The organism is Lactobacillus leichmannii (assembly GCF_024701915.1).
In the GTDB taxonomy this organism is placed as follows: domain Bacteria; phylum Bacillota; class Bacilli; order Lactobacillales; family Lactobacillaceae; genus Lactobacillus; species Lactobacillus delbrueckii.
Genome location: NZ_QOCY01000038.1, coordinates 1 through 26,020, shown reverse-complemented (window position 1 = coordinate 26,020; position 26,020 = coordinate 1). Strand labels below are relative to the sequence as shown.

At 49.1% G+C, this 26,020-nt stretch carries 24 protein-coding genes and 5 pseudogenes; 19 read left to right on the top strand and 10 right to left on the bottom strand.

Translation table 11 applies throughout. The features are described 5' to 3' along the window. Positions 1 to 404: 404 nt before the first annotated feature. From DS743_RS04245 to msrB, 13 genes and pseudogenes are all read left to right on the top strand, one after another. Positions 405 to 1,562, top strand: coding sequence for a lipid II flippase MurJ (locus DS743_RS04245; RefSeq protein ID WP_231128260.1), 1,158 nt, complete (start codon positions 405 to 407; stop codon positions 1,560 to 1,562). A 109-nt stretch (positions 1,563 to 1,671) separates the two neighbouring features. Beyond that, positions 1,672 to 2,667: a dihydroxyacetone kinase subunit DhaK gene (dhaK, locus tag DS743_RS04240; RefSeq protein ID WP_035185073.1), complete on the top strand. Its 996-nt coding sequence runs from the start codon at positions 1,672 to 1,674 to the stop codon at positions 2,665 to 2,667. 98 nt (positions 2,668 to 2,765) lie between these two features. Beyond that, positions 2,766 to 3,347 (top strand): dihydroxyacetone kinase subunit DhaL, encoded by a 582-nt coding sequence (gene dhaL / locus DS743_RS04235; RefSeq protein ID WP_013440195.1) that lies wholly within the window; start codon positions 2,766 to 2,768, stop codon positions 3,345 to 3,347. Position 3,348: 1 nt separating this feature from the next. Then, positions 3,349 to 3,726, top strand: coding sequence for a dihydroxyacetone kinase phosphoryl donor subunit DhaM (gene dhaM, locus DS743_RS04230; RefSeq protein ID WP_013440194.1), 378 nt, complete (start codon positions 3,349 to 3,351; stop codon positions 3,724 to 3,726). A 1-nt stretch (position 3,727) separates the two neighbouring features. Next, positions 3,728 to 4,432, top strand: coding sequence for an MIP/aquaporin family protein (locus tag DS743_RS04225; protein WP_013440193.1), 705 nt, complete (start codon positions 3,728 to 3,730; stop codon positions 4,430 to 4,432). Between the two features lie 11 nt (positions 4,433 to 4,443). Further along, positions 4,444 to 4,968: a TetR family transcriptional regulator gene (locus DS743_RS04220; RefSeq protein ID WP_035185077.1), complete on the top strand. Its 525-nt coding sequence runs from the start codon at positions 4,444 to 4,446 to the stop codon at positions 4,966 to 4,968. A gap of 86 nt (positions 4,969 to 5,054) precedes the next feature. Then, positions 5,055 to 6,227: a MerR family transcriptional regulator gene (locus DS743_RS04215; RefSeq protein ID WP_035185079.1), complete on the top strand. Its 1,173-nt coding sequence runs from the start codon at positions 5,055 to 5,057 to the stop codon at positions 6,225 to 6,227. A 124-nt stretch (positions 6,228 to 6,351) separates the two neighbouring features. Continuing rightward, positions 6,352 to 7,389, top strand: coding sequence for a dTDP-glucose 4,6-dehydratase (rfbB, locus tag DS743_RS04210; protein WP_003620254.1), 1,038 nt, complete (start codon positions 6,352 to 6,354; stop codon positions 7,387 to 7,389). A gap of 19 nt (positions 7,390 to 7,408) precedes the next feature. Further along, the gene (rfbA, locus tag DS743_RS04205; protein WP_035185081.1) at positions 7,409 to 8,293 is read left to right on the top strand and encodes a glucose-1-phosphate thymidylyltransferase RfbA; all 885 of its coding nucleotides are present in this window, start codon (positions 7,409 to 7,411) and stop codon (positions 8,291 to 8,293) included. A 26-nt stretch (positions 8,294 to 8,319) separates the two neighbouring features. Beyond that, a complete protein-coding gene (gene rfbC / locus DS743_RS04200; RefSeq protein ID WP_141372551.1) occupies positions 8,320 to 8,928 on the top strand; it encodes a dTDP-4-dehydrorhamnose 3,5-epimerase in 609 nt (202 codons plus the stop codon). A 13-nt stretch (positions 8,929 to 8,941) separates the two neighbouring features. Continuing rightward, the gene (gene rfbD, locus DS743_RS04195; RefSeq protein ID WP_035185084.1) at positions 8,942 to 9,916 is read left to right on the top strand and encodes a dTDP-4-dehydrorhamnose reductase; all 975 of its coding nucleotides are present in this window, start codon (positions 8,942 to 8,944) and stop codon (positions 9,914 to 9,916) included. A 524-nt stretch (positions 9,917 to 10,440) separates the two neighbouring features. After that, positions 10,441 to 10,692: pseudogene (locus DS743_RS04190) on the top strand (HigA family addiction module antitoxin); the annotation flags it as partial. A 76-nt stretch (positions 10,693 to 10,768) separates the two neighbouring features. Beyond that, positions 10,769 to 11,194 carry a peptide-methionine (R)-S-oxide reductase MsrB gene (gene msrB / locus DS743_RS04185; RefSeq protein ID WP_013440186.1) on the top strand — a complete coding sequence of 142 codons (426 nt, stop codon included), beginning with the start codon at positions 10,769 to 10,771 and terminating at the stop codon, positions 11,192 to 11,194. 52 nt (positions 11,195 to 11,246) lie between these two features. On the opposite strand, the pseudogene DS743_RS04180 reads toward msrB, so the two are convergent. From DS743_RS04180 to treR, 4 genes and pseudogenes are all read right to left on the bottom strand, one after another. Beyond that, a pseudogene (locus tag DS743_RS04180) lies at positions 11,247 to 11,666 on the bottom strand (ATP-binding cassette domain-containing protein); the annotation flags it as partial. A 4-nt stretch (positions 11,667 to 11,670) separates the two neighbouring features. Then, positions 11,671 to 11,823, bottom strand: a pseudogene (locus DS743_RS04175) (MerR family transcriptional regulator); the annotation flags it as partial. Between the two features lie 692 nt (positions 11,824 to 12,515). After that, positions 12,516 to 14,168 carry an alpha,alpha-phosphotrehalase gene (gene treC, locus DS743_RS04170; RefSeq protein ID WP_035185089.1) on the bottom strand — a complete coding sequence of 551 codons (1,653 nt, stop codon included), beginning with the start codon at positions 14,166 to 14,168 and terminating at the stop codon, positions 12,516 to 12,518. A gap of 10 nt (positions 14,169 to 14,178) precedes the next feature. After that, a complete protein-coding gene (gene treR, locus DS743_RS04165) occupies positions 14,179 to 14,886 on the bottom strand; it encodes a trehalose operon repressor (RefSeq protein WP_035185092.1) in 708 nt (235 codons plus the stop codon). Between the two features lie 213 nt (positions 14,887 to 15,099). Between treR and DS743_RS04160 the strand changes: the two genes are divergently transcribed. Next, on the top strand, positions 15,100 to 16,974 hold the full coding sequence (locus tag DS743_RS04160) for a beta-glucoside-specific PTS transporter subunit IIABC (RefSeq protein ID WP_035185095.1): 1,875 nt from the start codon (positions 15,100 to 15,102) through the stop codon (positions 16,972 to 16,974). A 58-nt stretch (positions 16,975 to 17,032) separates the two neighbouring features. On the opposite strand, the gene DS743_RS04155 is transcribed toward DS743_RS04160, so the two are convergent. Together DS743_RS04155 and DS743_RS04150 are read right to left on the bottom strand one after the other, a co-directional pair. Continuing rightward, entirely contained in the window at positions 17,033 to 17,218 is a 186-nt protein-coding gene (locus tag DS743_RS04155; protein WP_002879841.1) for a hypothetical protein, read from the bottom strand. A 151-nt stretch (positions 17,219 to 17,369) separates the two neighbouring features. Further along, positions 17,370 to 17,768, bottom strand: a pseudogene (locus tag DS743_RS04150) (transposase); the annotation flags it as partial. 385 nt (positions 17,769 to 18,153) lie between these two features. On the opposite strand from DS743_RS04150, the gene DS743_RS04145 reads away from it, so the two are divergent. Further along, on the top strand, positions 18,154 to 18,864 hold the full coding sequence (locus tag DS743_RS04145) for a hypothetical protein (RefSeq protein WP_258945816.1): 711 nt from the start codon (positions 18,154 to 18,156) through the stop codon (positions 18,862 to 18,864). A 122-nt stretch (positions 18,865 to 18,986) separates the two neighbouring features. On the opposite strand, the gene DS743_RS04140 is transcribed toward DS743_RS04145, so the two are convergent. Together DS743_RS04140 and DS743_RS04135 are read right to left on the bottom strand one after the other, a co-directional pair. After that, positions 18,987 to 19,127 (bottom strand): hypothetical protein, encoded by a 141-nt coding sequence (locus tag DS743_RS04140; protein WP_003614385.1) that lies wholly within the window; start codon positions 19,125 to 19,127, stop codon positions 18,987 to 18,989. 14 nt (positions 19,128 to 19,141) lie between these two features. Beyond that, a complete protein-coding gene (locus tag DS743_RS04135) occupies positions 19,142 to 19,765 on the bottom strand; it encodes a PAS domain-containing protein (RefSeq protein WP_231128262.1) in 624 nt (207 codons plus the stop codon). Positions 19,766 to 20,301: 536 nt separating this feature from the next. On the opposite strand from DS743_RS04135, the gene DS743_RS04130 reads away from it, so the two are divergent. From DS743_RS04130 to DS743_RS04120, 3 genes are all read left to right on the top strand, one after another. Then, complete coding sequence (locus DS743_RS04130) at positions 20,302 to 21,315, top strand: NAD(P)H-dependent glycerol-3-phosphate dehydrogenase (protein WP_003616107.1); 1,014 nt, start codon at positions 20,302 to 20,304, stop codon at positions 21,313 to 21,315. 136 nt (positions 21,316 to 21,451) lie between these two features. Continuing rightward, positions 21,452 to 21,820, top strand: coding sequence for a helix-turn-helix transcriptional regulator (locus DS743_RS04125; RefSeq protein WP_013440173.1), 369 nt, complete (start codon positions 21,452 to 21,454; stop codon positions 21,818 to 21,820). A gap of 104 nt (positions 21,821 to 21,924) precedes the next feature. Continuing rightward, complete coding sequence (locus DS743_RS04120) at positions 21,925 to 22,668, top strand: hypothetical protein (RefSeq protein ID WP_035185098.1); 744 nt, start codon at positions 21,925 to 21,927, stop codon at positions 22,666 to 22,668. A 326-nt stretch (positions 22,669 to 22,994) separates the two neighbouring features. Here DS743_RS04120 and DS743_RS04115 read toward each other — a convergent pair whose 3' ends face one another. Continuing rightward, positions 22,995 to 23,882: a DNA/RNA non-specific endonuclease gene (locus DS743_RS04115; RefSeq protein WP_035185100.1), complete on the bottom strand. Its 888-nt coding sequence runs from the start codon at positions 23,880 to 23,882 to the stop codon at positions 22,995 to 22,997. 242 nt (positions 23,883 to 24,124) lie between these two features. On the opposite strand from DS743_RS04115, the gene DS743_RS04110 reads away from it, so the two are divergent. Continuing rightward, entirely contained in the window at positions 24,125 to 25,228 is a 1,104-nt protein-coding gene (locus DS743_RS04110) for an LCP family protein (protein ID WP_035185101.1), read from the top strand. A gap of 157 nt (positions 25,229 to 25,385) precedes the next feature. On the opposite strand, the pseudogene DS743_RS04105 reads toward DS743_RS04110, so the two are convergent. Further along, positions 25,386 to 26,020 (bottom strand): annotated as a pseudogene (locus DS743_RS04105) (IS4 family transposase); the annotation flags it as partial.

Here is a 26,020-nt window from a genome sequence, read left to right as displayed (position 1 = left end):
TGCATAAAAGAAATACGGCTGGCAGAAAATCTGTCAGCCGTATGGCTTGAGTTGTAAAATCCTGGGAAATTAGCAATAATGGAAACTATCGAAAGCAATATGCAAAATTTGAAATCAATCTGATATTCCCCATCAGCAAACAGTTTCTTAATGCCGATAAACAGCATCAAAATTATCAAGTAGATGACGATTAGGTACACGCTACCAACTATGAAAGCATATCCTAGAGAAGAGAAGCGCTAGACAGATTCCCAAGAATCTCGACGGAGCCCATCATGGCAAAGGACATTGTTGTAAAGATTCCTAAGATCCAGACAAACTCAGAGTAGATGCTCTTTACTTTCTTTTGTGCCTTCTTGGAGTTCTTGACAGCCTTCTCAGCCGCCTCGTTTGTGCTTTGGGCAGTGCTATTGGCTTACTTAGGTCTGGCGGCCTGTCTTCTTTTTTTCAGCAAGTTGCGGGAATATGGACCGCTGATTTGGACGCTTAGTTCCGGAATTATTTTTACGACCTTGGGCTGCGAGTGGCTTTACGCGATTCACGAAGAATATGGCTACCTGGCTCTGCGGAACATCTGCTTTCAAATTTTGTCTCTGATCCTGCTCTTGACATATGTCAAGGATAAAAGTGATTTATTGCTGTATGCTTGGACTACGGTGGTGGGCAGCGCGGGGGCCAACTTGATCAACTTTCTGCGGCTGCGTAAGTACTGCACCTGGTCTTTCACCTGGCGCTTTTCTTGGCAACAGCACCTCCTGCCCATCCTCGTCTTATTCGCCAACTCTCTGGTCAACCTGCTTTACGTAAGCGCGGATGTAGCCCAGCTGGGAGTGATGACCAGCGACTATTATGTAGGCCTTTACTCGGTGGCCAGCAAGGTTACGGCCCTGCTTAAGCAATTGTTAGGTGCTGTGATCGTCGTGACCGTGCCACGTCTGGCCTGCTTATATGGGCAAAAGGGCGGAGAATTTTTTCAAAAATTGGCCCGGCAGATCGCGGATTTGCTAGTAATGCTGGCCTTGCCGGCTGCATGCGCCTTGTTTGCTTTAGGCGAGGAGGTTGTCATTTTAACCGCGGACTTAGATTTTGCGCCGGCCGCGGGGGCCATGAAGCTTCTGGGCCTGGCCTTGGTTTTCTCGCTATTGGGCTGGTTTTACATGGCGGCGGTTTTAGTTCCGGCCCGGCAGGAGAAGGCGGCCTTGCTTGCAATTAGCATCGCTTCTGTGGTTAACGTTAGTTTGAACTTCCTGCTGATCCCGGCCTTTAAGGAAGCAGGGGCGGCGCTGGCAACCTTGCTTGCCGACCTGGTGACTTGTCTGGCTTGTTACTTTTTGGCGAAAAAGTCGGCCCGCCTCTTGCCCAGCGGGAAAAAGCTGGCCAGCAGTTTGCTGGACTGTCTTTATGCTTACTTGGTTTGCCAAGCTGCTTTAGCTAAAGGCCTAGGGCCTGGAGCGACGGTCTTTTGGGCAGCCCTCTGGGCCATCCCTGGCTACTTTGTGATTTTATATATGCTTGGCAACCGGGTCTTGCTGGAATTTAAGCGCGGAAGTAGATGGGAGTAGGAATTAATCCACTTGACCGGACAAGTTCTGAAAACTGTCCGTTGAAAAGATAGCGCTTACAGTATATGATGTGGTTAAACAAGTTGGAAGAAGTAAGGAGGATTTTCCGATGAAAAAGATAATTAATGACCCAAGCAATGTTGTTGAAGAAATGGTAACTGGCCTAGCCGGAATGTACCCGCAATACGTTGAACGGATCCCTGGCACGGCTGCTTTAGTCCGCAGCGACAAGGACTCAATGACCGGCAAGGTTGGTCTGGTCAGCGGCGGTGGCAGCGGCCATGAACCAGCCCACGCTGGTTATGTTGGTAAAGGGATGCTGACTGCGGCTGTTTGCGGGCAAGTCTTTACTTCCCCGACTCCAGACCAGATCTACGAAGCCATTAAGGCAGCCGACCAAGGCAAGGGCGTCTTCTTGATCGTCAAGAACTATTCTGGTGACGTGATGAACTTTGACATGGCCAAGGATTTGGCCGCTATGGACGACATCGAAGTCCGCTCTATCGTGGTTGACGACGACATTGCCGTGGAAAACAGCCTTTACACTCAAGGCCGGCGCGGGGTGGCCGGGACCGTCTTTATGCATAAGATCTTAGGTGCGGCTGCTGACCAAGGTGCCAGCTTGGATGAGATTGAAGAATTAGCCAAGGCAGTATTGCCACACATCAACACGATTGGTGTTGCCTTGTCAGCAGCTACGGTGCCAGAAGTTGGCAAGCCGGGCTTCGTTTTAGCTGATGACGAGATTGAATATGGGGTCGGGATTCACAGCGAACCAGGCTATCGCAGAGAAAAGATCAAGCCATCTAAGGACCTGGCCCAGGAACTGCTCAGCAAGATCGATGAAAGCCTGAAGCTGTCTGCTGACAAGAAGTACGCCATCTTGGTTAACGGGATGGGGGCAACTCCACTCATGGAACAATACATCTTCAGCAAGGATGTCCTGGACTGGCTGGGTGCTAAAGGGATTAAGCCTGTCTTCACCAAGGCCGGCAACTACATGACTTCGATCGACATGGCTGGTATTTCTTTGACGGTGATGGAAATCGTGGATGACAAGTGGCTGGATTACTTGAACTACCCAGTTAAGACGATTGCTTGGTAGGGGGGAGCCTTTGACGGTGATGGAAATCGTGGATGACAAGTGGCTGGATTACTTGAACTACCCAGTTAAGACGATTGCTTGGTAAAAAAAAACAAAAAATGGAACTGACGACTGAACTTTTAGACAAGTGGATGGCAATTTTTGCGGAAAAAATCGAAGCCAACAAGGCTTACTTAAGTGACCTGGATACCCCGATTGGCGATGGAGACCACGGCAATAACATGGCCAGAGGGATGTCAGCAGTTGAAGAAGCCTTGCAGACTAAAAAGCCAGCTGATTTGACCTCAGCCTTAAAGCTGGTGGCGATGTCTCTGATCAGCAAGGTCGGCGGGGCTTCAGGTCCACTCTACGGGACAGCCTTCTTGGAAATGGCCAAGTTGAGCAATAGTGAAACTGACCTGGCTAGATTGACTGAAGCAGCCCTTTTGGGGATCAAGAAGCGGGGCGGCGCTGAACCTGGCGATAAAACCATGGTTGATGTCTGGTCAGCGGTCGTACCGGCTTTAGCTAAAGGCAACTTAACTAACGATCTCATTCAAGAGGCAGTTGAAAGCACCAAACCGATGCAAGCCAAGAAGGGTCGGGCATCTTACTTAGGTGAGCGGTCAATTGGTCACCTTGACCCAGGTTCCGTTTCAAGCGGCTACCTTTTCACGGCTTTGCTGGAAGCGGAGGCATAAGATGACTTACGGTATTTTGATCGTGTCCCATGTGCCGGAAATCGCGGCTGGTTTACCAAAATTGCTTAAGCAGGTAGCGGCTGACGTGCCGATTACCTTTGCTGGTGGTACTGATGACGGCGATATTGGGACCAGTATGGAAAAGATTGGGCAGGCAATTGAAGAAAATTCTGCTGACGAGCTGCTGGCTTTTTACGACCTGGGCAGTGCTAGAATGAATCTGGACATGGCTGGGGAGTTTGCCGAGAAAAAGGTCCGCGTTTATGACGTAGCCTTGATCGAAGGTTCTTATGTGGCGGCTTCGCTCTTGCAGGCTGGTGTTGGCTTGGCTGAACTTGAAAGCCAGCTGGCGCCTTTAAAGATTAAAGGAGATGACTAACATGAACGGCTTTTTAGGAGAGTTCTTAGGAACGATGATTTTGATCGTGCTGGGTGTCGGCTGCGGGGCCGGGATCAGCTTGAATAAGGCTTATGCCAAGGGGCAGGGCTGGCTGTTCGTCACCCTGGCCTGGGGGATGGCAGTAACCTTCGGCGTTTACGTGGCTGGCCAATTCGGCGCACAAGGTCACCTCAACCCAGCGGTAACTATTGGTTTCGCGGCCTTCGGCTTCTTCCCATGGAGCCAGGTAATGCCGTACTTGCTGGGGCAATTCCTGGGCGCCTTTGTCGGGGCAGCTCTGGTAATCCTGCACTACTACCCGCACTTTAAGGCGACTAAGGCTGATGAAGGCAACAGCGTGGGGATTTTTGCGACTGGCCCAGCCATCAACAACCCTGTTTTCAACTTCTTGAGTGAAACGATCGCGACTTTTGTCTTCATCTTCACCTTGCTCAACCTGGGCAACTTCACCCAAGGCTTAAAGCCATTAATTGTTGGTTTCTTAATCATGGTTGTTGGTCAAGCTTTGGGTCCAACGACTGGCTTTGCCTTGAACCCAGCCCGGGACTTCTCACCACGTCTGGCCTACGCGATTTTGCCAGTGCCAAACAAGGGCGTGGCTAACTGGGCTTATGCCTGGGTTCCTGTCTTAGGGCCAATCGCCGGTGGTCTTTTAGCTAGCGGCCTGCAGGCATTGTTGAAATAGAGAGTTAGCCAATGTCAGAATGTTTAAAGCTGCACATCTCGCAAGTTTTTAAAGATGATGTGGCCAAAAACGGCTTTAACCATGTCAGTGTTGCCAAGATCATGAAGCAAAGCGGGATTAGGCGACAGACTTTTTACGAGAACTTTAAGGACAAGTTTGACCTTTTGGACTATACGATCAAGTCGATGATGGAAAACGATATCGAGAGCAATATCGGCTACCTGGACTGGGAAGGTATCATCTTTTTGGTCTTTTACGGGATCGAACTGAATAAAAAGTTCTATAAGAGCGTCTATGAAAGCCAGACAGAGGTTGATGTGGTCGGGGAAATTTCCAGCCATATTGCCGTTTTGCTCAAGCAGATCATTGAAGAAGAAGGGGCGGATTTTGATCAGCAGGCCAAGGACTTTGTGGAAACTTTTTGCCTGGGTCTGACTTATACAATGATTGACAATCTTTTCCGGCCACACCCGCTGGAATACGACGTTATCGCCAGCAAGGTCGACAACGCCCTCCACTTCACCTTGAATCTGTAAAATTTTACCCTTGAACTCCAGCTCGAGCTCAAGGGTATTTTTGCCTGGAAAAAATCGGTTATAATCTAAGGCAGAAAGGAGTTCCCATGACCGACTACTACACATCCGGCGAATTCGCCAAGCGGGCCCACGTGTCCGTCAGAACGATCCGCTACTATGACCAGCAGAACCTCCTCAAGCCTTCAGCCAGAAGCAAGGGCGGGGCCAGACGCTACAGTGACGCTGACTTCGCCAAGCTTCAGCAGATCCTCCTGTTAAAGTACCTGGGCTTTTCCTTAGGGGAAATCCGTGGCCTGACCCTGGGGGCCAGCGACCGGCGCCGCCTCCTGGATTCCCTCCAAATCCAGCGACGCCTAGTGGAAGAGCGGATTGAAGAAATGACCGCCGTTGAAGCCGCCATCGACTCAACCACCCAAACCCTGGAAGCTGGCAAGCCTGTTGACTGGAGCCGGATGCTGGAACTGCTCCACCGGTCAACCATGACCCAGAGTCTCAAGACCCAGTACCAGAACGCCACCAACATCTCTGCCCGGATCCGTCTGCACCGGGACTACTCCATGAACAAGGAGGGCTGGTTTCCCTGGCTTTCCCGCCAGCTGGACTTGACTCCTGGCTTAAAAATCTTAGAGATTGGCTGTGGGAATGGTGAACTCTGGGCCACGAGCCACGACCGTCTGCCGGAGGACTGCCAGTTCATCTTGACCGACATTTCAGAAGGGATGCTGGCCGATGCCAAAAAGGAAATCGGCGAAGACAGCCGCTTTTCCTATGACCGTTGCGACGCTGCCCACTTGCCCTTTGCTGACGAAGAGTTTGACCTGGTCGTCGCCAACCACATGCTTTTTTACTGCGATGACATCCCCCAAGTTATTAATGAAGTCCGCCGGGTTTTGAAAAAAGGTGGCCGCTTCTGCGCGTCAACTTACAGCAAGCGCCACATGCACGAAATAACTGACCTGGTCCAGAAGTTCAACTCCCAAATCGTACTCTCTTCCGTCAACCTCTATGACCGCTTTGGCTTAGACAACGGGGAAGAGATCCTGGCTCCGTTTTTTGCCCAAGTGACCTGCCAGCGCTACGAGGACGCTATCGAATTAGGTGAAGCAGAACCCGTTATTTCTTATATCTTGTCCTGCCACGGCAACCAAAACGCCCTTCTCTTGGACCGCTACCAGGAATTCAAGCAATTCGTTGAAGACGAGGTCACCGGGGGCTTCCACATTACTAAAGACGCCGGGACCTTTATCTGCCGCAAATAGCTGCCAGTTTTTTAAAAACGGCAGTTATTTTATTTTCCCTATTGAAGCTTACGTTACGTCATGTTTTATACTTTGAGTCAGCAAGAAAAATTGATTTGACTAGCTGAACTTGGAGGTTCATTACATGAAAATTATCGTTACCGGCGGTGCCGGCTTTATCGGTTCCAACTTTGTCTTCTACATGATGAAGAAGCACCCAGACTACAAGATCATCTGCCTGGACAAGCTGACATACGCGGGCAACCTGTCAACCCTGAAGGATGTCATGGACAAGCCAAACTTCCGCTTCGTCAAGCTGGACATCTGCGACCGCGAAGGCGTTTACAAGCTTTTTGAAGAAGAACACCCGGACGTTGTTGTTAACTTCGCCGCAGAAAGCCACGTTGACCGGTCAATTGAAAACCCGGAAATCTTCCTGCAAACCAACATCATCGGTACTTCCGTTTTGATGGACGCCTGCCGCAAGTACGGGATCAAGCGTTACCACCAAGTATCAACTGACGAAGTTTACGGCGACCTGCCACTGGACCGGCCAGACCTTTTCTTCCACGAAGACACGCCGCTGCACACTTCCAGCCCATACTCATCATCAAAGGCCAGCGCTGACCTTTTGGTTGGGGCTTACGGCAGAACTTACGGCCTGCCTGTAACTATTTCCCGTTGCTCAAACAACTACGGCCCTTACCAATTCCCGGAAAAGCTGATCCCATTGATGATCCAAAGAGCCTTGGACGACAAGCCTTTGCCAGTTTACGGTGAAGGTCAAAACGTCCGCGACTGGCTTTACGTTGAAGACCACTGCAAGGCCATCGACCTCATTTTGGAAAAGGGGACGGTTGGTGAAGTCTACAACATCGGCGGCCACAACGAAATGCACAACATCGACATCGTTAAGCTGATCTGCGACTACCTGGACAAGCCTTACTCCTTGATCGAACACGTTACTGACCGCAAGGGTCACGACCAACGTTACGCTATCGACCCAACCAAGATCCACGACGAACTCGGCTGGTTGCCGGAAACCATGTTCAAGGACGGTATTAAGAAGACCATCCAATGGTACCTGGACAACAAGGAATGGTGGGAAAACATCATCTCCGGTGACTACCAGAACTACTACCAGGAAATGTACGGCAAGAAGCAAGTTTTAGACGAGAAGTAAGAGGCAAGGAAGAGAAAAAATGAAGGGAATTATCTTAGCAGGTGGTTCAGGCACTCGTCTGTATCCATTAACCCTGGTTACCAGTAAGCAGCTTTTGCCTGTTTATGACAAGCCAATGATCTACTACCCGTTGTCAACTTTGATGCTGGCCGGGATCAAGGACATCTTGATCATCTCCACGCCAGCTGACACTCCGCGCTTTAAGGGACTTTTGGGCGACGGGTCACAATTCGGCGTCAAGCTCTCTTACAAGGTTCAGCCAAGTCCAGATGGCCTGGCTCAAGCCTTTACTTTGGGCGAAGACTTCATCAACGGTGAACCTTGCGCCATGGTTTTGGGCGATAACATCTTCTACGGCAACGGCTTTACTGACATGCTGGAAAACGCCGCTAAGGACGCGGAAGCTGGCCGGGCAACGGTCTTTGGCTACTACGTCAACGATCCGGAACGCTTCGGGGTTGTGGAATTTGACAAGGATGGCCACGCTATTTCCATCGAAGAAAAGCCAGCTCAGCCAAAGAGCAACTACGCCGTAACTGGTTTGTACTTCTACCCAGCTGGCGTGAGCGAAAGAGCTGCCCATGTTAAGCCAAGTGTCCGCGGGGAAGTGGAAATCACTTCTTTGAACGAGATGTACTTAAACGACAACACCCTGGACGTTCAGCTTTTGGGCCGGGGCTACGCCTGGCTGGATACCGGGACGATGCAGAGCCTGGTTGACGCCTCCAACTTTGTTAAGATGGTAGAAGAACGGACTGGGGTAAGCATCTCAGCCCCAGAAGAAATTGCCTACGTGCACGGCTGGATTGGCGAAGACAAGTTGATGGAAGCTGCCAAGCACTACGGCAAGAGCCCTTACGGCCAGCACCTCAAGGCAGTGGCTGAAGGCAAGCTGAAGTATTAATTTTTTAGAAAGAAGAGTCAGAAAAAATGGGTCAAATCAAAGTTGAAAAGAATGTCGGCGGTATTGAAGGTTTGGCAGTGATTACGCTAGCAGTTCACGGGGATGACCGTGGCTACTTCATGGAAACATACAACGAAAACGACATGAAGGAAGCTGGTTTTGACATCAACTTCGTCCAAGACAACCAATCAAGCTCAACCAAGGGCGTTTTGCGGGGCCTGCACTTCCAAAAGCACTTCCCGCAATGCAAGCTGGTCCGGGTCGTGCGCGGGGATGTCTTCGATGTTGCCGTTGACCTGAGAAGCGACTCCAAGACCTACGGCAAGTGGTACGGGGTGGAACTGACCGCTGAAAACAAGAAGCAGTTCTTGATTCCAGAAGGTTTCGCCCACGGTTTCCTGGTTTTGAGCGACGTGGCTGAATTCTGCTACAAGGTTAACGACTTCTGGCACCCAAACGATGAAGGCGGCATGGCTTGGAACGACCCTGAAATCGGGATTGAATGGCCGCAATTGGTTGGTGAATACCCGGGCTCAGCTGATGCTAGCGGCTACGCTTTGGAAGACGGTACTAAGCTGACTTTGTCCGACAGGGACCAAAAGTGGCTGGGCCTCAAGGACACTTTCAAGTTTTAATTAGGAGGAAAAAATGAAGGTTTTCGTAACTGGCGTCAATGGTCAACTTGGCCACGACGTGATGAACGAACTGGCTAAGCGCGGCTACGAAGGCGTTGGCAGCGACTTGGCTCCGGAATACAGCGGGATCGCTGACGGCTCATCCGTTACTACTGCTCCTTACGTTTCTTTGGACATTACTAACGCGGAAGGCGTAAAGCAGGCCATCACTGAAGTTAACCCTGACGTGATCGTTCACTGCGCTGCCTGGACTGCGGTTGATCTGGCTGAAGACGACGACAAGGCTGCGGCTGTCCGCAAGGTTAACACCAATGGTACTCAAAACATCGCCAATGTAGCCAAGGAATTAGACGTGCCAATGGTTTACATCTCCACTGACTACGTCTTCGATGGCCAGGGCACTACTCCATGGGACCCGGACTTCAAGGGCTACAAGCCAATGAACGTTTACGGGGAAACCAAGCTGGGCGGGGAACTTGCCGTATCTGAAACTTTGGACAAGTACTTCATCGTCCGGATCGCCTGGGTCTTCGGCTTGAACGGGAAGAACTTCATCAAGACCATGCTTAACGTGGGTAAGACTCATGATGAAGTCAAGGTGGTCAGCGACCAAATCGGTACGCCAACTTACACTTTGGACTTGGCCCGGCTTTTGGTCGACATGATCGAAACTGACAAGTACGGCTACTACCACGCAACTAACGCGGAATTGCCAGAAACTGCCAGCGGCTATGATGAAAACGGCACGAAGACCGGCTACATCAGCTGGTACGATTTCACCAAGGAAATCTACCGCCAGGCCGGCTACAAGACCAAGGTAACTCCGGTTACCACGGAAGAATACGGCCTCTCCAAGGCTGTACGGCCATTCAACTCACGTTTGGACAAGAGCAAGCTGGAAAAGAACGGCTTCAAGCCTCTGCCAACTTGGCCAGACGCCGTGCACCGCTACTTGAAGGCCTTGAAGGCTGACGGCTTCTTTGACTAAGCAATTTTTAAGAGCACTGGATGTGAAATCCGGTGCTTTTTTGCTTGTTTTTAGGCATATCCACATATTCATGGTAATCGTCCAAGCGGCACTAAAATAGAGCAAGCCATAGGACTAAACAGGCAAAATATGATATTATGGGTAATAAGGTAGATAGCGCCGAGCGCACCATGCGCTAAGCATGATACTGCTAAAAGATATAAACGCCCTCTTGGAATATGCTCTCAATTTCCAAGGGGGTTTTCGTTTGCCCAAAAATCGGCCAAAAACTTTTGTGGCAAGATCTTCTTCTAGAAAGGCGCTAGCGGTGGCTAGTTTGCAAAAAGTTTGCTGTGTAAGAATACTGTAGTGACGGGGGTTCTCTACCGAATGCATGTTCCAAGAAAATATGCTTTGGATGAGGTAGAATAGGCTCAAACAGTACAAGAGAAATAATTTTAAGGAGGCAAAAAATGACCGAATCTATCAAAACGCCAACAGTTGCTGAAATCATCAATGACGAATACCTGTAGCCGTTAGGACTTAGCGCTGCTGACTTGGCGCAAGCCATCCATGTGCCGGCTGCAAGAATCAAGGATATCTTGCACGGCAGCCAGGAAATCACTGCTGACATTTCACTCAGATTAGCCAAATTCTTTGGCGTATCGGATTCTTACTTCTTTAATCTGCAAAGTGACATTGACTTGCGGGATGCCAAGAAGCATCTTAGCCGTGACTTGTCAGCAATTAAGCCTTTTACAGAGGTACAGGCCAAAAATAAGGAATCTCTTAACTAATTTCTTGATCCAGATCAAGGCCTCGCGCATCTATTCAAGCTACAATAGCCTTATCTAAATAGATGAGGTGACCAAGATGAACGAAAAAGCAGATTTGAAAGACCGGCTGACGCCAATGCAGTACGCCGTGACCCAAAACGCGGCAACTGAACCGCCTTATACAGGTGAGTACGACAACTTCTTCGAAAAAGGGATCTATGTCGACGTGGTCAGTGGGGAAGCCCTCTTTTCCTCTTTGGACAAGTACGATTCCGGTTGCGGCTGGCCAGCCTTCACCAAGCCTCTGGTTAAGCTGACCCAGCGCCGGGACCAGTCCTTTGGCATGGAAAGAACCGAAGTCCGCAGCCGCCAGGCTGACTCCCACCTGGGCCACGTCTTCACCGACGGTCCTTTGGACAAGGGCGGCCTGCGCTACTGCATCAACTCTGCTGCCCTCAAGTTCATCCCTTACGACCAGCTGGAAGAAGCGGGTTACGGCGAATACCGGCAGCTTTTCGAATAAACGAAAAAACTGACGACTTCCTTGCTTTGGAAATCGCCAGTTTTCTTGTTTTCTAACCTAAAATTGCCATGTCGCTGGCGAATTCCTCGCCAGATACGACTTCAAACTGGTGGAGCAATTTCTCCACTGTCAGTTTCTTCTTTTCTTCACCCTTGATGTCCAAAACGACCTTGCCGTCGTTCATCATAATCAAGCGGTTGCCGTGGGCAATGGCATCCCTCATGTTGTGAGTCACCATAATCGTGGTCAGCTTGCCTTCTTCGACGATACGGTCGGTCGCCTTCAAGACCTTCTCCGCCGTCTTCGGGTCCAGTGCCGCCGTGTGTTCATCCAAGAGGAGAACTTTCGGCTTGACCAGAGTTGCCATCAGCAAGGTCAAAGCCTGTCTCTGCCCGCCGGATAGAAGACCTACTTTAGCAGTCAACCGGTCTTCCAGACCCAGGTTGAGCACCTTCAGCTTTTCCTTGTATTCAGCACAGAACCTCATCTAGCACTTCTTTAGTGTAGCGACGTTGATTGGAGGCAGTTCTAAGCGGCGTAATCAGTCCTTCAGCTTCCCAATTGCGGAGAGTTGACTTGGCAACGTTAAGATACTCAGCTGCTTTTGATATAGACATGTATTCGCTCATCGTTTCTTCCTTCCAATCTTTTGATACCGGCATTATATAAAGAATTGGTAAGAAACGTTGCTGTTTAGCATTGGATAAAATGGATAATTTTTAGCAGTCACATCCTTTTCCGGGATGCTGGTTTCCGTAGTCGCCGCGCTGGTTTTTGCTGGTTCAGTAGCCTGCTTGTTACAGCGGCTTGCTTTTGCTCATCAGCAGGAGGGGCCGTTCCTTCTGTAGTAGATTCGCTGCTAGTGCTTTCTTCAACTGTAGTACTAGAGCTTGTACCAGCTGCCCGCTACCTACAAAAAAGCTGGTGTCTAAAGCGACTGCTACCAGGCCAATCGATAATTTTCGAAATCTAAACTTTTCTTTCCCGTTTAATTTGCTGTTGAAATTGGGATCGTGTTTGTGGCTCACAATTATCATTCCTCTATATTTTTATCTTAAAGAGAAATACATTATGGCAAAAAATTAGATATACCGTTCAAACAACGATATACAGTTCTGTAAATTACACTCAATTGGGTATAAGAAGAGGACTCCCTCTACTTGTAATCAAAACGAACAATATTAAAGTAAGTACTTATAAATAATTTTAGCAAAAAATATCATTAATGACTGATCAAATACCAAAAATAACGAATATTAGCAAAAATACCTTGCAAACATGAGACTTTTGTCTAAATCTTGCAAGGCATTTTCACATTTTATTAAATTCTAAAGGCCAGACTTTCGTATGGCCGCAGGCTCAATTCACTTGGCAGGCAGCTGAGCTCTCTTTGGTAGTTGTCCAAAAGAACCTGGCCGCATTCCTGCAGGTCGCTTGGCACGGAGACCACGGCTTCTTTTCCATAGAAGTTGTTGAAGACAACCAACTTTTCCCCGTCTAGCTCTCTGACATAGGCAAAAACTTGCTGGTCATCCGGCAGGATTTCCCGGAAGCCGCCGGCAGAAATTACTGCTTCCTGTTTTCTTAAAGCAATCAGCTTCTGGTAGAAGGCGAAAACTTCTCCCTCAGCCAGTTCTTTTTTGACATTGATTTCGTCTTGGTGGGTTGGCAGAAGCCACGGCTTAACCTGGCTGAAGCCGGCGTACTTGCTATCATCCCAGTGCATTGGCACCCGGGAGTTGTCTCGGGACTTGGCCTTGATGATTGCAAAAGCCTCATCCTCGCTCATTCCCTTGTCCAGCAATTCCTGGTAGGCGTTCTTGCATTCCACGTCCACGTATTCGTCCATTGACTGGTAGTCTGGGTTGACCATCCCCAGTTCTTCTCCCTGGTAGATGAATGGCGTTCCCCGCAAAAAGTGGATCGTGGCCGCCAGCATTTCCGCTGACTTTTCCCGGTAGTGGACCGGGTCGCCGAAGCGGTTTAAGGCCCAAGGCTGGTCGTGGTTGTTCCAGAAGACAGCGTTCCAGCCGCCGCCTTCGGTCATCCCTGTCTGCCAGGAACTGAGCAGGCCCTTCAGCTTCATGAAGTCAAACGGCGTCTTAGTCCACTTTTCCCCGTCCTTGTAGTCGACCTTCAAATGGTGGAAGGTGAAGACCATGGACAGCTCCTTTTCCTTAGGGTTGGTGTAGCGGACGCTGTTGGGGATAGTCGTTGAAGACATTTCCCCAACCGTGATAGAGTCCTCGTCTTGGCCAAAAGTCGTCCGGTTCAGTTCCTTTAGGTAGTCGTGAACCACTGGCGTATCGGTGTAGAGAGTTTTTTCTTCGGTTGGGTCAGTGGAGTCGACCAGATCCTCGCTCTTGCCAATCACATTGATGACATCGAAGCGGAAGCCCCGGACCCCCTTGCCCCGCCAGAAGTTGACCACGTCTTCCAGTTCCTTTCTGACTTCCGGATTGTGCCAGTCCAGATCAGCCTGGGTCGGGTCATAGAGGTGGAGGTAGTAAAGGTCAGTGTCACCAAATTTGGACCAGGCCGGGCCGCCGAACTTGGACTGCCAGTTGTTTGGCAGGCTGCCGTCAGGCTTGCCGGGCCGCAGGTAGAAGAACTTCCGGTATTTTTCATCCCCGGCTAAAGCCTTCTTGAACCATTCATGTTCAGTTGAGCAGTGGTTCAAAACCATGTCCAGCATCACGCCCACGCCGATGTCCGCTAATTTGGCCTGCAACTCTTCAAAGTCAGCCATCGTGCCAAAAAGGGGATCGATCTCCCTGTAGTTGGCGATATCATAGCCGTTGTCGTTTTGCGGGGAAACATAGAAGGGGTTGAACCAGATCATGTCTACGTTCAGCTTCTTGATATAGTCGATCTTCTCGATAATGCCCCGGAGGTCCCCGATCCCGTCGCCGTTAGCGTCGTAGAAGGACTTTGGGTAGATCTGGTAGATGACTTTTTGACCTAGATTTTGCATGTTTTTTCTCCTATATTTTGCTGCGGCGAGCAAAGTCAATAAATCTGAAACGGTTGGGATTGTGGTAAGAGGCGGTCAGCTGGAAGAGGGAGGTGTCCTCTAAGTAGACCATGCTTTTCACTAAAACGGCTTTCCGGTCGGGGTCCAATTCCAGCATCTTGGCTAATTCCTCGCTCACGGTCTGCACGCTGACGTCTTTAACCGCGTAGGAAATCTTGAGGCCCAGGTCGTTTTCAAAGTAGTCATATAAGGAATGTTCCGCCACAGACGGGCTGATTTCCTTGACGTACTTGGTGGAGATGTAGTCTACGTCCAAAACGTCCGGCTCACCGTCAATGATTCTGAGCCGCTTGACCTTGATAAAAGGCTCCGTGTTGTCGCAGCTGAAGTCGTCGGGAACTTTCTTGACTTCCTTGATTTCCAAAAGCTTGGTCTCTGCTTTTAGTCCCAGGGACTGGTTCAGTTCGTTAAAAGTCGTGATCCTGGAAATTGGAAAGCTTAAGCGGGAAAAGTCGAGGACGATCGAGCCTTTGCCTTTGATCTTCTGGATTAATCCCAGGCTGGTTAAGTCTTCCAAGGACTTTCTGACCGTGTTCCGGGATGCCCCGTAGAGATTGGCCAGTTCGTTTTCGCTGGGCAAAAAGCTCTTGGGCGTGTAGATCCCGTGCCGGATCTTGCCGGCCAGGTCTTGGGTAATCATGTCTTGCTTGGCAGTCATTTTCTGTCTCCAAATTCTTTTCTGCCTCCATTATAGCCGGGCGGAGGTGGCTTTTCAACATGTATGTACAAGATAATCTGAAGATAGAAACCGGAAACAATGCCGGTAATAAAATAATTTACAAAAAGTGTTGACAACTTGTATGCACAAGTATAAGATAGAGGCAGTTAAGAGAAAGCGGTTACCAGCCGCTAAGGTTTTTGGAGAATGAATATGGCAAAGAAAGATTACAGCGGCCTGGCGAAGACGATCATCGCCAACGTCGGCGGCAAGGAGAACATCAACAGCTTGATTCACTGCATCACGCGCTTGCGTTTCTACCTTAAGGATGAAAGCAAGGCCAACGATGAAGTTTTAAAGGAAACTGACGGCGTTATCGACGTAATGCACGCTTCCGGCCAGTACCAAGTGGTCATCGGCAACGCGGTTACCCAGGTCTACGACGCCGTGATGGCGGAACTGGGCGGCCTGCCAGAAGGCGGCGAAGCAGCCGAAACTGCCGAAACTAAGGAAGATGATGGCAAGAACCCGGTTTCCAAAGCTTTTGGCAACTTGATCGGCTTCATTACTGGCTCCATGAGCCCGGTGGTCGGCGTTATTGCTGCTTCCGGTATCATCAAGGGGATCCTGGCCCTCTTGACTTTGCCGCAATTAGGGGCCCTTTTGAACGTGAAGAGCACGGCTTATATCACGGTCAGCGCTATGGCGGACTCAGCCTTTTACTTCCTGCCAATTTTGGTTGGCTTCGCCGCTGCTAAAAAGCTGAACGGTGATCCAATCGTGGCCGCGGTAATCGGCGGGGTCCTAACTTACCCGCAGCTGGTTACTTGGGGCGGGCAGTACAAGACCATGTTCAGTCTGGGGGGGTTCAACTTCCAGTTCTTGAACTACACCTACTCAATCTTCCCGATGATCCTGGCCGCCTGGCTGGCTAAGAAACTGGAAGACTGGCTGAGAGACCACCTGCCGGATTACCTGCAGATGATCTTCACGCCGATGATTACCATCTTGCTGGTTTCAGCAGTTACCTTGATGATTACCGGTCCGGTGATCCAGGGCGTGGCCAACGGGATTGCGGACTTGATCAACTGGGTTGTTTCAGCTTCTGGCTGGATCGGGGGTCTGTTGATCGGTGCCTTCTACCAAGTTCTGGTTATCTTCGGTTTGCACTGGGGCGTTGTGCCTCTGGTTGCCCAGCAGATTGCCCAAAGCGGGCAGAGTTCATTGAACGCGATTATTTCTGTGACTATGGTTTCCCAAGGGGCGGCAGTTTTGGCTGTAGCCTTGAAGACTAAGAAGAAGGGGACCAAGACTTTGGGGATCTCCGCAGCTGTTTCAGCCTTCTGCGGGGTTACGGAACCAGCGATCTACGGGATCAACCTGCGCTTTAAGAAGGTCTTTATCTCCGGTTTGATCGGGTCAGCAGTCGGCGGTTTGATCACTGGCTTGATGCACGGGACCATGTACGGCTTTACTGGTTCTTTGATCGGTTTCTCATCCTTCTTCAACCCGAAGAATCCAAGTGACTTGACTAGCTTCTACGCCTTTCTTCTGTCCAGCGCGGCAGCTCTGGTAATTTCCTTCATCGTGGCCTGGGTTTGGGGCTACAATGACGAAATGGTTGCCGGCAAGAAGGTTGAAAAGAAGCAACGGCCAGGCAGTGAAGCTAAGCAAAAGAGCGAAACTTTGACTGCTCCGGTAGCTGGCAAGGTGATTGCCTTGTCAAGCGTCAACGACCCAGTTTTTTCAACTGGTGCCATGGGGGAAGGCTTTGCGGTAGTGCCCACTGAGGGCGTGGTTAAGGCCCCGGTTGACGGTGAAGTAGCAGCCTTGTTTGAAACTGGCCATGCGATTGGCCTGAAGACTACGGCCGGCGCGGAAGTGCTGATCCACATCGGGATCGACACGGTTATGCTTAAGGGCAAGGGCTTTAACGTCAAGGTTGCGCAAGGTGACCTGGTTAAGGCCGGGCAAACTCTGATCGAGTTTGACCTGGACGGCATTAAGGAAGCCGGCTACGACCCAACGGTCATGACGGTAGTTACTGACAAACATGACGTGGACATTAAGTTGCCAAGCGTTGAATAATTTATAGACAAAAAAGGCGTCATCCCACGATTTGGGGATGGCGTCTTTTTGCGCTTATTTAGCTTTCTTCTTCGCTGCAGATAGCGATGACCCGCATCTTGTAGCCAAAGGTGTGGTCTTCGGTAACCTTTTCGCCAGTGTGGTCGGTGATGACCGCGTCGATATGGCCGCCTTCAGCAACGAACTTGTCGATTTGTTCCTTGACTTGGGCAAAAGTTCCTTCAAATTGCTTGGTAAATTGCATGGTCTTTCCTCCTCTCCCAAAGTTAATTTAATTTTAACTCTAAAAAAACAAGAATAGTCTGATAATTGAAAATTAATCTGAAAAGTCGTCGCTTGGCCAGTTTTTGCTTAAAAGGGTTCAGTATAAAAACTTGTGTAAATGATTGAGAGACTTAGGAAGCCTTCCGTGATAGCTCTCCATTAACCGCAGGGAGAAGCATTCATCATCTGGATACTCATACCCTTTACGTCTCTCGGTCTTGATCTTATTGTTAATACCCTCAAGTTTGCCAGTTGATATCCCGTATTTGGCAAACGTGTAGATCCCTCTCAAATGGCGGTATAAGAGACGTGCAAACCAAATAAAGTGACTATTTTCAGTTGCCTTACAGATATCTATGATCTCTTCAAGTCTGACGCACATTTCCACTTCGTCATGTGAGTTATATGCCTGATCTAGCAGGTCTTTGACGAAGTCTATTGTGAAGAAGAGCTTGTTTTCTTCCAATAGCTCGTCATACCAGTCTTCAATTACCACCATGAGCCTTTATTTCCGGTGTATTGAATATTTGGAACTGTATAATTTTATGTGGGGCTGGGCGCAAGAGTGAAAGCGGCAGTAAAATAGCAAAAATAAAGCTTTTAACAGTCCTGTTGCTGAGCAGCAGGGCTGTTTTTTGTTTATACTTCTTGTTTATACTTTTTTATTAAAAATATAACTTTTGCTTTTTTTGTGTAGACATATAGAAACCGATCATATAATGTTCATAGGTGGAAAAAACAGGCTAAAAACTCTTTTAACTTGAAAATAAGCTGGATAATTTTGCCTTCAGTGAGGATAAAAGTTTAATTCTAATTTTCTTCATTTTTTTGCTTAACATCTTTCAATAGTTGAGTATAATTAAGGGCAAGTAATGAAAATTGTTTTGATGCCGATATAGGAAAAGGAACCGTATTATGAAGAACAACCGTTTAATGAAAAACCTTGGTAAAGCTACTGTTGCTGCTGCTCTGCTGGCTACTGGCGTAAGCCCAGTTCTGGCCGCAACTGAAAACAAGACTGAAGTTAAGAGCAACAAGACTGCTGCTGAATCTCCATCAAAGAAGACTAGCTCACCAGAATCATTAAAGGCTTCAAGCTCATCAGAAGCTTCAAAGAGCAGCTCTTCAGCAGCTTCATCATCAAGCAAGAAGAGCACTAAGAAGGCTGCCAAGAAGTCAGCTAAGAAGAGCACTAAGAAGGCTGCAAAGAAGTCAGCTAAGAAGAGCACTAAGAAGGCTGCAAAGAAGTCAGCTAAGAAGAGCACTAAGAAGGCTGCAAAGAAGTCAACTAAGAAGGCTACCAAGAAGGTAGCTAAGAAGGCAACCAAGAAGTCAACTAAGAAGGCTACCAAGAAGTCAACTAAGAAGGCTACCAAGAAGGTAGCTAAGAAGGCAACCAAGAAGTCAACTAAGAACACTAAGAAGGCAGCTAAGACTACTAAGAAGTCAACTAAGAAGGCTGCTAAGAACACCAAGAAGGCAGCTAAGACTACCAAGAAGTCAACTAAGGAGGCTGCTAAGAACACCAAGAAGGCAGCTAAGACTGCTAAGAAGTCAACTAAGAAGGCTGCAAAGAAGGCTAGCGCAAAGTCAACTTCAGCATCTTCAACTAGCTCAGCTAAGTAATTAATTTGAGCAAAAATAAAGGCTCTGTCATCAAGCACGATGGCAGAGCCTTTTTTTAGTCTTTATTTACTTCTGGGAAAACGTACTTTTCCATGTCAGCCAAGCAGTCCGCAATTGACCGTTTAAAAGCCCGGGTGGTTGGCAAACTTCTTGGGATAGGTCACGCTTTTTCCCTCGCTGCCCGCGCCTTGAAAAAGAGGGCTGTCGTCCTGGCCCAGAATCTGCAGGTTAGTGATGTTCAACTTCTTTTCTTCTTCAGCCATTTTTTCTGCCTCCGTTAATTAAGGACGAAACTAATGTAAACCAAGGCGCCATAGCGCTGGTTGACAGAATACTTTATGTCGCAGAAGACGCGCAGGGTCCGGGCATCTGCCGTCAAAATCTGGCAGTCGCCCCTAAAGCGTTCTTCATCAACCGCTGACTCAACAAAGTCCGTAAACTCCTCCTTGACCCTGGCCTGGTCGCCCGGGGAAATCAGGTTGAGCAGGGACTGGCCATAATAGTCGTAGAATTCTGACGACAATTCGCAGCCAAACAGCTCCAGCAGGCTCTTGTTAACGTAGATGGCTTCTTTAGTATCCATCTGCATGACCAAAAGGGGAGTCGGGTCGCCCGCCGCCAGGGCTCTTAACCCCAGGCCCAGCTGGTTGTGGTGCTTCTTCTCTGTCAAGCTAGACTTGTAGCTGGCAAAATTGTTCTTGCCGGCAATTTTCACCTCATACAAGGCTGCGTCGGCGAACTTCAAGGCCTCTTCATAGTCCTTGGCCTGGTCGCGCTCGGCTGCTTTCTGTTGTCCCTGGACGTAACTGAGCAAGCTGAGGTTGAAGACGACCAACAAAATCAAAGTAGCCGTGATAAGCAAGTAGTCGTTTTGGTTTGCTTTCCTAAGCTGTTTAAACATTGCTGAATTACGCCTTAATTGTCGTTATAATATAATATCCTCTTAATTATAATTTCCCTCGCTTAGACATATGTCTAAATTGTTGAAGGATAATCCTACTGTTCAGTATGCTATAGCGGATAGTGTTATTACAAATTGATAAAATGTTATGCTACTGAGAAAGCAATTAGGAAAAATCGTTCGCTTTTTGAAAAAATGCATAAAAAATGTTTAAATTCACAAAAAGCCTTGTCAAAGACTATTTTACATCATACAATATGCTATGCAAGAGTAAGCGCTTGCTTTTAATAAACTCTTGAGTTTTTCACTTGGAGATAAATGCATAGCTGCTTTTTGTTTACACTTTTTAATATGGCTATTCTCTAACGGACGTTTCAATTGGGAAACGTCTTTTTTTGCGCGGGCAAAGGCTAATTTCTTAATAATTAGGCTGGGGTTAAAGAGAAAGTTGCCGGCTGAGTGCTATAATAGGTTAGATCAGTGGCGGCCGTTTTGCCGCCGCGAATAGGAATCAACAAACTAAGTGAGGTAATAATATGGCAAAAATCGGTGTTTTGGGAGCAGGTACTTGGGGCATGGCACTGGCCCGGATGCTCAGCAACTCTGGTCATGAAGTGACCGTCTGGTCAGCCCTGCCGCAAGAAGTCGACGAACTTTCAAGAACTCGTCGCCAGAAGAACCTGCCAGGTATGGTTATTCCTGACGAAATTAAATTCACTAAGGAAATTGCGGAAGCCTGCCAAGACAAGGACATCATCCTGTTCGCCGTACCATCAGTCTTCGTCCGCTCAACTGCCAAGACTGCCGCTGCCTTTATTCCAGACGGGCAGATCATCGTTGACGTGGCTAAGGGGATCGAACCAGACACCCTCTTAACTTTGACTGAAGTCATCGCTGACGAATTGAACAAGGACGGCAAGCATGGCAATGTCCACTACGTTGCCATGTCTGGCCCGACCCACGCTGAAGAAGTGGCCAAGGACCTGCCAACCACCATCGTTTCCGCCTGTGAAGACCAAGCTGTGGCTGAAAAGGTCCAGGATGTCTTCATGAACAAGAACATGCGGGTTTACACCAACTCTGACCGCTTGGGCGTTGAGCTCTGCGGGGCCTTGAAGAACGTAATTGCTTTGGCCAGCGGGATCTGCTCAGGCCTGGGCTACGGGGACAACATGCGGGCTGCCTTGATCATCCGAGGGATGGCGGAAATCAAGCGCCTGGGCCTTAAGATGGGCGGCAAGGAAGACTCCTTTGACGGCCTGGCCGGCATGGGGGACTTGATTGTCACCGCCACCAGCAAGGAAAGCCGGAATAACAATGCCGGTTACTTGATCGGCAAGGGCAAGAGCGCTGAAGAAGCCAAGAAGGAAGTCGGCATGGTCGTTGAAGGGATCAACGCCATTCCAGCCGCCTTGGAACTGGCTGACAAGTATGACGTGGAAATGCCAATCGTCTTCGCCGTTGACGCCGTGGTCAACCGCGGTGCTGATGCCCGGGAAACCGTTGACGCCTTGATGCTGCGGGAAAAGAAGTCAGAAATGACCAAGTAATAAAGTTAATTAAGAAGTCTGCGGAAGCAGGCTTCTTTTTATCTTTTCTCTTCTTTTCTCAAAAAAGGCAAAAACTCTCATAAACATTTCATTTTATTACAACTTATGTTATGCTTATGTTAGGTGGTGACTTTGGATGGAAAAGAACATGATTGGCAAGTATTTGCGAGACCTGCGCCGGCGGCGGGGGATGAGTCAGCAGGAGCTGGCCCTGGCCTTGGGAGTAAGCAAGCAGACCATCTCTAATTGGGAGGTTGGCCGCAAGGTACCGCGGATGAAGGCTGTTGAGAAGATAGCGAATATTTTTGGCGTGTCCAGGAACAGCGTTCTGGCCGGGCTGCCGGTAGAAATGCTGGTGCAGGAAGGGCAGGAAGACCGCAGGGTGGTCGACTTGACCGACCACGATATCCGTTTGACCTATCTGGGCCAGCAGGTGCCGCGGGAGTATATTGACATCATTGAGAAGCTGATGCGCTGCGATATTGCCGAGCGCGATGCTCAATAAGGCGGGAAGTTCCCGCCTTTTTCTTTTATCCAGGGGGCGGAAGCCTTTTCAAAGGAAGTAGTATAATGAAAGAGTGATGTTAAAAATATAAGGGGGATAAGACGATGAAGGAGAAGAATTGGCTGACCTGGCTGACGGTCTTGGCCCTGGTGGTGGGCTTTGTCGCCATGGGCGCCAGCATCTGGCTGAGCGTGCAAGCTGCCAAGCAGACCCAGAGAAACAGCCAGCTGGCCGGCCAGCTCTACCAAGCCAGCCGGACCAAGAGCCAGGAAGCTTCCAGCATCAAAAAGCGCTTGGACAAATTGGCGAGCGATAATTCCAGTTTAAAGAAGAAAAATTCCCGCCTGGCCAAGGAAAACCAGGCACTTAAGCAGGCCAACCAGGACCTGTCAGCAGCCAGCGCGGCCGCGGGATTAAACGTCTGGGAGACAGAAGAAAAGAGCGGCAAGCTACAGCTGAAGATCGACAACCAGACCGGGCAGGCAGTGAGTGACCTGCTGGGTTTGGCGGTAGCGGCTAACGGCCAGATTACTTTAAACAGCTTGCCCAGCTATTTCCCGGTTGGCGGGGCCAAGCCGCGCTATTTTTACCGGAAAAAAGTGGCGATTGGCAAGACGGAAGTAAGTTTGACCGGCGCTTACGCGGGTCCTGATATGGTCTGCCTCTTTGCAGACGCTAGTGGCGTTTACTGGTTCAAGGGGAACCGGGGGCAAATAGAAAAAATCGGCAGCCAGGCCCACTTCAAGAAGCTGCTTCGGCAGATCAGTTTGAATAAGCTGGAAGAGAGCCCGCTGCCGGTGAAGAAGACGGAAAAGAAGAAAAAGCAGACGAGTAAGAAATCAGAATAGGGCAAAAAAAGGAGCCCCAACCCGCGGTTGGGACTCCTCTTTGATGTAAAAGGGAATGGCACATGGCTTCGATGCATTTTATGAATAGAAAGGAATAGAAAGGAATCGAAAAAATGCGAAAGATGTTAGAAGTGTTTGAAATGAGTCGCACGATATGCCAACATATTGTACCAAAACTGTACAAATAAGATAAAAGAGTGTGTGTAAAAATGCAATAAGAAAAGAGCATGATATAAAACCTTTACAGGAAAAGGTAGGTCCATCTCTCTTGCCTTTTCCTACTGCCAATACTACACAGACCCTTACAAAAATACAAGAAATATGCTTTAGCGCAGTGCCCGGCGGTAGCCGGCTCTTTTGGCTTCAGTTTCGGTGCGGAAGTAGACCGCGTTGGCTGAATTCATGTGGTAGCCGGCCTGGCCTGGAACGTGGTAGATCTTGGACCGGCGGTTGCCGACGATCCGGCCGGTGGTAGAAGTCTTGATCTTCTTTTTAGAAGATGTGGATTTTTTAGCAGCGGCCTTTTTAACTACTGTCTTTTTGGCAGACTTTTTCGCCGCGCCGGTAACCACGCTGGTACCGTTTGAATAGTTGAGCTTGACGCCGTCCTGGACATTGAAGATGTAGACGTGGAAGCGGACAGCGTTAGAGCCAGTGGACTGGGCCTCCATCTCAACCCCGCGGGCCAGGAGCTCCCGGCCGCGGAAGATTGGCTTGACCCGGTAGCGGATGTAGTGGCGGCTGGAGGATTTGATGTAGCTGGCCACCTGGTTTTCGTACTTGAGCATGCCCGGGTCGTTTAATTGCCGGGTCCCGGTGATCAGGTTCTTGGGGTTATTGTTTTGCCCGGTCAGCTGGTAGCCGATCAGGTGGCTGCGGTTGTAGAGCCAGCCGCCGGCGATCTTCTTGTTGTGCCAGGCGGTTGGATTCCAGTAAAGGGGCTCTCTGGTCTTGGCCGGCATGAGCCGCTTGTTCAGCAGGGCATCGGCTTCCCCGGCCCGGTTTAAAGAGTCCAGCTTGTGGTAGCTCTGCCAGGCCCCCTTTTTAGTCGACAGGGCCTTTTTGGAAAAAGTTGGCCGGTTCTGGTTGACGGTGATAACTTTTTGCCCCTGGTAGTTGCGGTCAGCCAGGCTGCTGGCCTTGGCGGGGCTGGCCACGAGGAAGCTGGCTGAGGCCAGCAGGAGGGCCGTTAATTTTTGCATTGCTTTCTTCACGGAAATTCCTCTTCTTTACAAAATCACTTTAGTGTTAGAACAAACAACTTTGACATTCTAACATGATTACATAAAGAAGGAATAGGCGGAAAATGGCGGAAATTTACTTTTTGTAAGCCGGGTCTACTTTTTAAAAAAAGCTAAAAATCTAAGTCATGGTATCAAATTAACGAGATCTTAATTATAATGGAGATAATGATCACTATATAGATAGGATACTGGTGAAAACTGTGAATAATGATATGGACAAAAATACCAGAGTCGGCAAGCGGAAGAAACGCAACAAGGCCATGCGGATCTTCTGGAGCGTGCTGGCGGTCATTCTGGTAGCGATCGGCGGCTTTGCCTTCTATGAGTACAATATTGTAAAGAACGCGGCTGATACTGCCTATAGGTCTGGCGGTCTGGGGGATGCGGAAAACGGGAGCAAGAATTCTGTTATCAGCAACTCCAAGCCAATTGCAATTCTTTTGATGGGGACGGACACTGGGGCCTTGGGCAGAACCTACAAGGGCCGGACCGACTCAATCATGGTCGCGGTCTTGAACCCAAAGACCAAGAAGACAACTTTGGTCAGCTTTGAAAGAGACCAGCAGGTCAACTTGCCAGACTACCCGGAAAATTCACCTTCCAAGTTGAACGCGGCTTACGCTTACGGCAATGCTAAGGAATTAGCCAAGGTTCTGAAGAAGTACTACAATATCCCGATCAACGCGTATGTCTTGATCAACATGGGCGGTTTGAAGACCATCGTTAACAAGGTCGGCGGGGTTGATATTGCTCCTATTCTTTCCTTTAGCTATGAAGGCTACACTTTTACCAAGGGGAAGACGACTCACATGGACGGGGCCAAGGCACTGGCTTATTCCCGGATGCGGTATGATGACCCAGAAGGTGACTACGGCCGGCAAAAGCGGCAGCGGCAAGTCCTTTCAGCTCTCTTGAAGAAGGCTGAAAGCGCGACAACCCTGCTGAACTCCAGCTTCATTTCCTCCCTGTCCAAGCAAGTGCAAACTGACTTGACTTTCAGTGACATGACTTCTATGGCGAAGAGCTACCTGGCAGCCACGAAGGACTTGAAGACTGACTACACTCACGGCACTGGCTACATGCAAGACGGGGTTTCCTACCAGAAGATTTCTGTTTCTGAACGGCAAAGAATCAGCAACTTGATCAGAAAGACCCTGGGCCTCAAGACCAAGACGGTAAGCACTGATTCAATCGATACGTCAACAAGCAGCAGTTCGAGCTCAAGCAGCACGACAACTGACAGCAATACTGGCACGGCTGGCAGCGATAATGGGGCAGCAGCCGGCAATGATCAAAACAACAGTACCGGCTATTAATTACTAACTTAAGGGGGGCGAACTAGAAAGTTTGACTCCCTTTTTGTATGATTTGTAGTGATGTTAAAGAAGTATACTTGTGTGTTACTTAAACTTCCCACACCAAAAAGAACTATGAAGCCTTGAAAACTCAATAGTTTAGCCAGTAAATATTCAATTAAGCTGCTAGTGATGGCGATATAGCTTCTTGCATGTACTTCGGGAGGCGTGAAATGAAATCGTTGGTGAACCTTTCCATCAGCTCTTCTGTCGGTTGGAAGATCTCTTTCACACTCTCGAACATGGCTTCCACCGGGATCTGAAGGGAGTGATTGAAAGTGATGTCCGCAAGCTCGTCTACCATGCAATAAAAGAGCTCGCCTATTGTTCTATCATCTTCATCATCTCGCTTCTCAACTGACATGAACATGTAGCGCAGAAAGACGAAAGCCGTATGGGCAGTCAATGCATCATATGACAGGCCATGGTATTCAGTGCCAAGCTTCAAGAAACTCTTGCAGGTCTTGAAGAAGACCTCGATGTCCCATCTTTTGCCGTAAATTCTGATGATTTCATTTTCATCGATCGTCATGTCCGTGCAAATGAGAGCGATCCAGTCTTTGCGGTTGGAGCGATTTCTTACGCAGACTATTCTGGCATCAATCTGGGCACCATCTTTGGCAGGATCTCCAACCTTTACAGGGACGGACAGGAGATATTGAACGGCCTCGACGCTTTTTGCATGCGTTGAAGATCTGCTTGACGTTCATCCGCTTTCCTTCGAACTCGTATGTGATCTTGGAGCTTTTCTTC

Excerpts from the sequence above, each read along its gene's own strand:
- DS743_RS04145 (WP_258945816.1), top strand. The coding sequence starts at position 18,154 with ATGAAGAACAACCGTTTAATGAAAAACCTTGGTAAAGCTACTGTTGCT.
- rfbB (WP_003620254.1), top strand. The coding sequence starts at position 6,352 with ATGAAAATTATCGTTACCGGCGGTGCCGGCTTTATCGGTTCCAACTTT.
- rfbA (WP_035185081.1), top strand. The coding sequence starts at position 7,409 with ATGAAGGGAATTATCTTAGCAGGTGGTTCAGGCACTCGTCTGTATCCA.
- DS743_RS04155 (WP_002879841.1), bottom strand. The coding sequence starts at position 17,218 with ATGCAATTTACCAAGCAATTTGAAGGAACTTTTGCCCAAGTCAAGGAA.
- dhaK (WP_035185073.1), top strand. The coding sequence starts at position 1,672 with ATGAAAAAGATAATTAATGACCCAAGCAATGTTGTTGAAGAAATGGTA.
- treR (WP_035185092.1), bottom strand. The coding sequence starts at position 14,886 with ATGACTGCCAAGCAAGACATGATTACCCAAGACCTGGCCGGCAAGATC.
- msrB (WP_013440186.1), top strand. The coding sequence starts at position 10,769 with ATGAACGAAAAAGCAGATTTGAAAGACCGGCTGACGCCAATGCAGTAC.
- DS743_RS04130 (WP_003616107.1), top strand. The coding sequence starts at position 20,302 with ATGGCAAAAATCGGTGTTTTGGGAGCAGGTACTTGGGGCATGGCACTG.
- DS743_RS04120 (WP_035185098.1), top strand. The coding sequence starts at position 21,925 with ATGAAGGAGAAGAATTGGCTGACCTGGCTGACGGTCTTGGCCCTGGTG.
- rfbC (WP_141372551.1), top strand. The coding sequence starts at position 8,320 with ATGGGTCAAATCAAAGTTGAAAAGAATGTCGGCGGTATTGAAGGTTTG.
- DS743_RS04215 (WP_035185079.1), top strand. The coding sequence starts at position 5,055 with ATGACCGACTACTACACATCCGGCGAATTCGCCAAGCGGGCCCACGTG.
- DS743_RS04125 (WP_013440173.1), top strand. The coding sequence starts at position 21,452 with ATGGAAAAGAACATGATTGGCAAGTATTTGCGAGACCTGCGCCGGCGG.
- DS743_RS04160 (WP_035185095.1), top strand. The coding sequence starts at position 15,100 with ATGGCAAAGAAAGATTACAGCGGCCTGGCGAAGACGATCATCGCCAAC.
- DS743_RS04135 (WP_231128262.1), bottom strand. The coding sequence starts at position 19,765 with ATGTTTAAACAGCTTAGGAAAGCAAACCAAAACGACTACTTGCTTATC.
- rfbD (WP_035185084.1), top strand. The coding sequence starts at position 8,942 with ATGAAGGTTTTCGTAACTGGCGTCAATGGTCAACTTGGCCACGACGTG.
- treC (WP_035185089.1), bottom strand. The coding sequence starts at position 14,168 with ATGCAAAATCTAGGTCAAAAAGTCATCTACCAGATCTACCCAAAGTCC.
- DS743_RS04220 (WP_035185077.1), top strand. The coding sequence starts at position 4,444 with ATGTCAGAATGTTTAAAGCTGCACATCTCGCAAGTTTTTAAAGATGAT.
- DS743_RS04110 (WP_035185101.1), top strand. The coding sequence starts at position 24,125 with ATGGACAAAAATACCAGAGTCGGCAAGCGGAAGAAACGCAACAAGGCC.
- DS743_RS04140 (WP_003614385.1), bottom strand. The coding sequence starts at position 19,127 with ATGGCTGAAGAAGAAAAGAAGTTGAACATCACTAACCTGCAGATTCTG.
- dhaL (WP_013440195.1), top strand. The coding sequence starts at position 2,766 with ATGGAACTGACGACTGAACTTTTAGACAAGTGGATGGCAATTTTTGCG.
- DS743_RS04225 (WP_013440193.1), top strand. The coding sequence starts at position 3,728 with ATGAACGGCTTTTTAGGAGAGTTCTTAGGAACGATGATTTTGATCGTG.
- dhaM (WP_013440194.1), top strand. The coding sequence starts at position 3,349 with ATGACTTACGGTATTTTGATCGTGTCCCATGTGCCGGAAATCGCGGCT.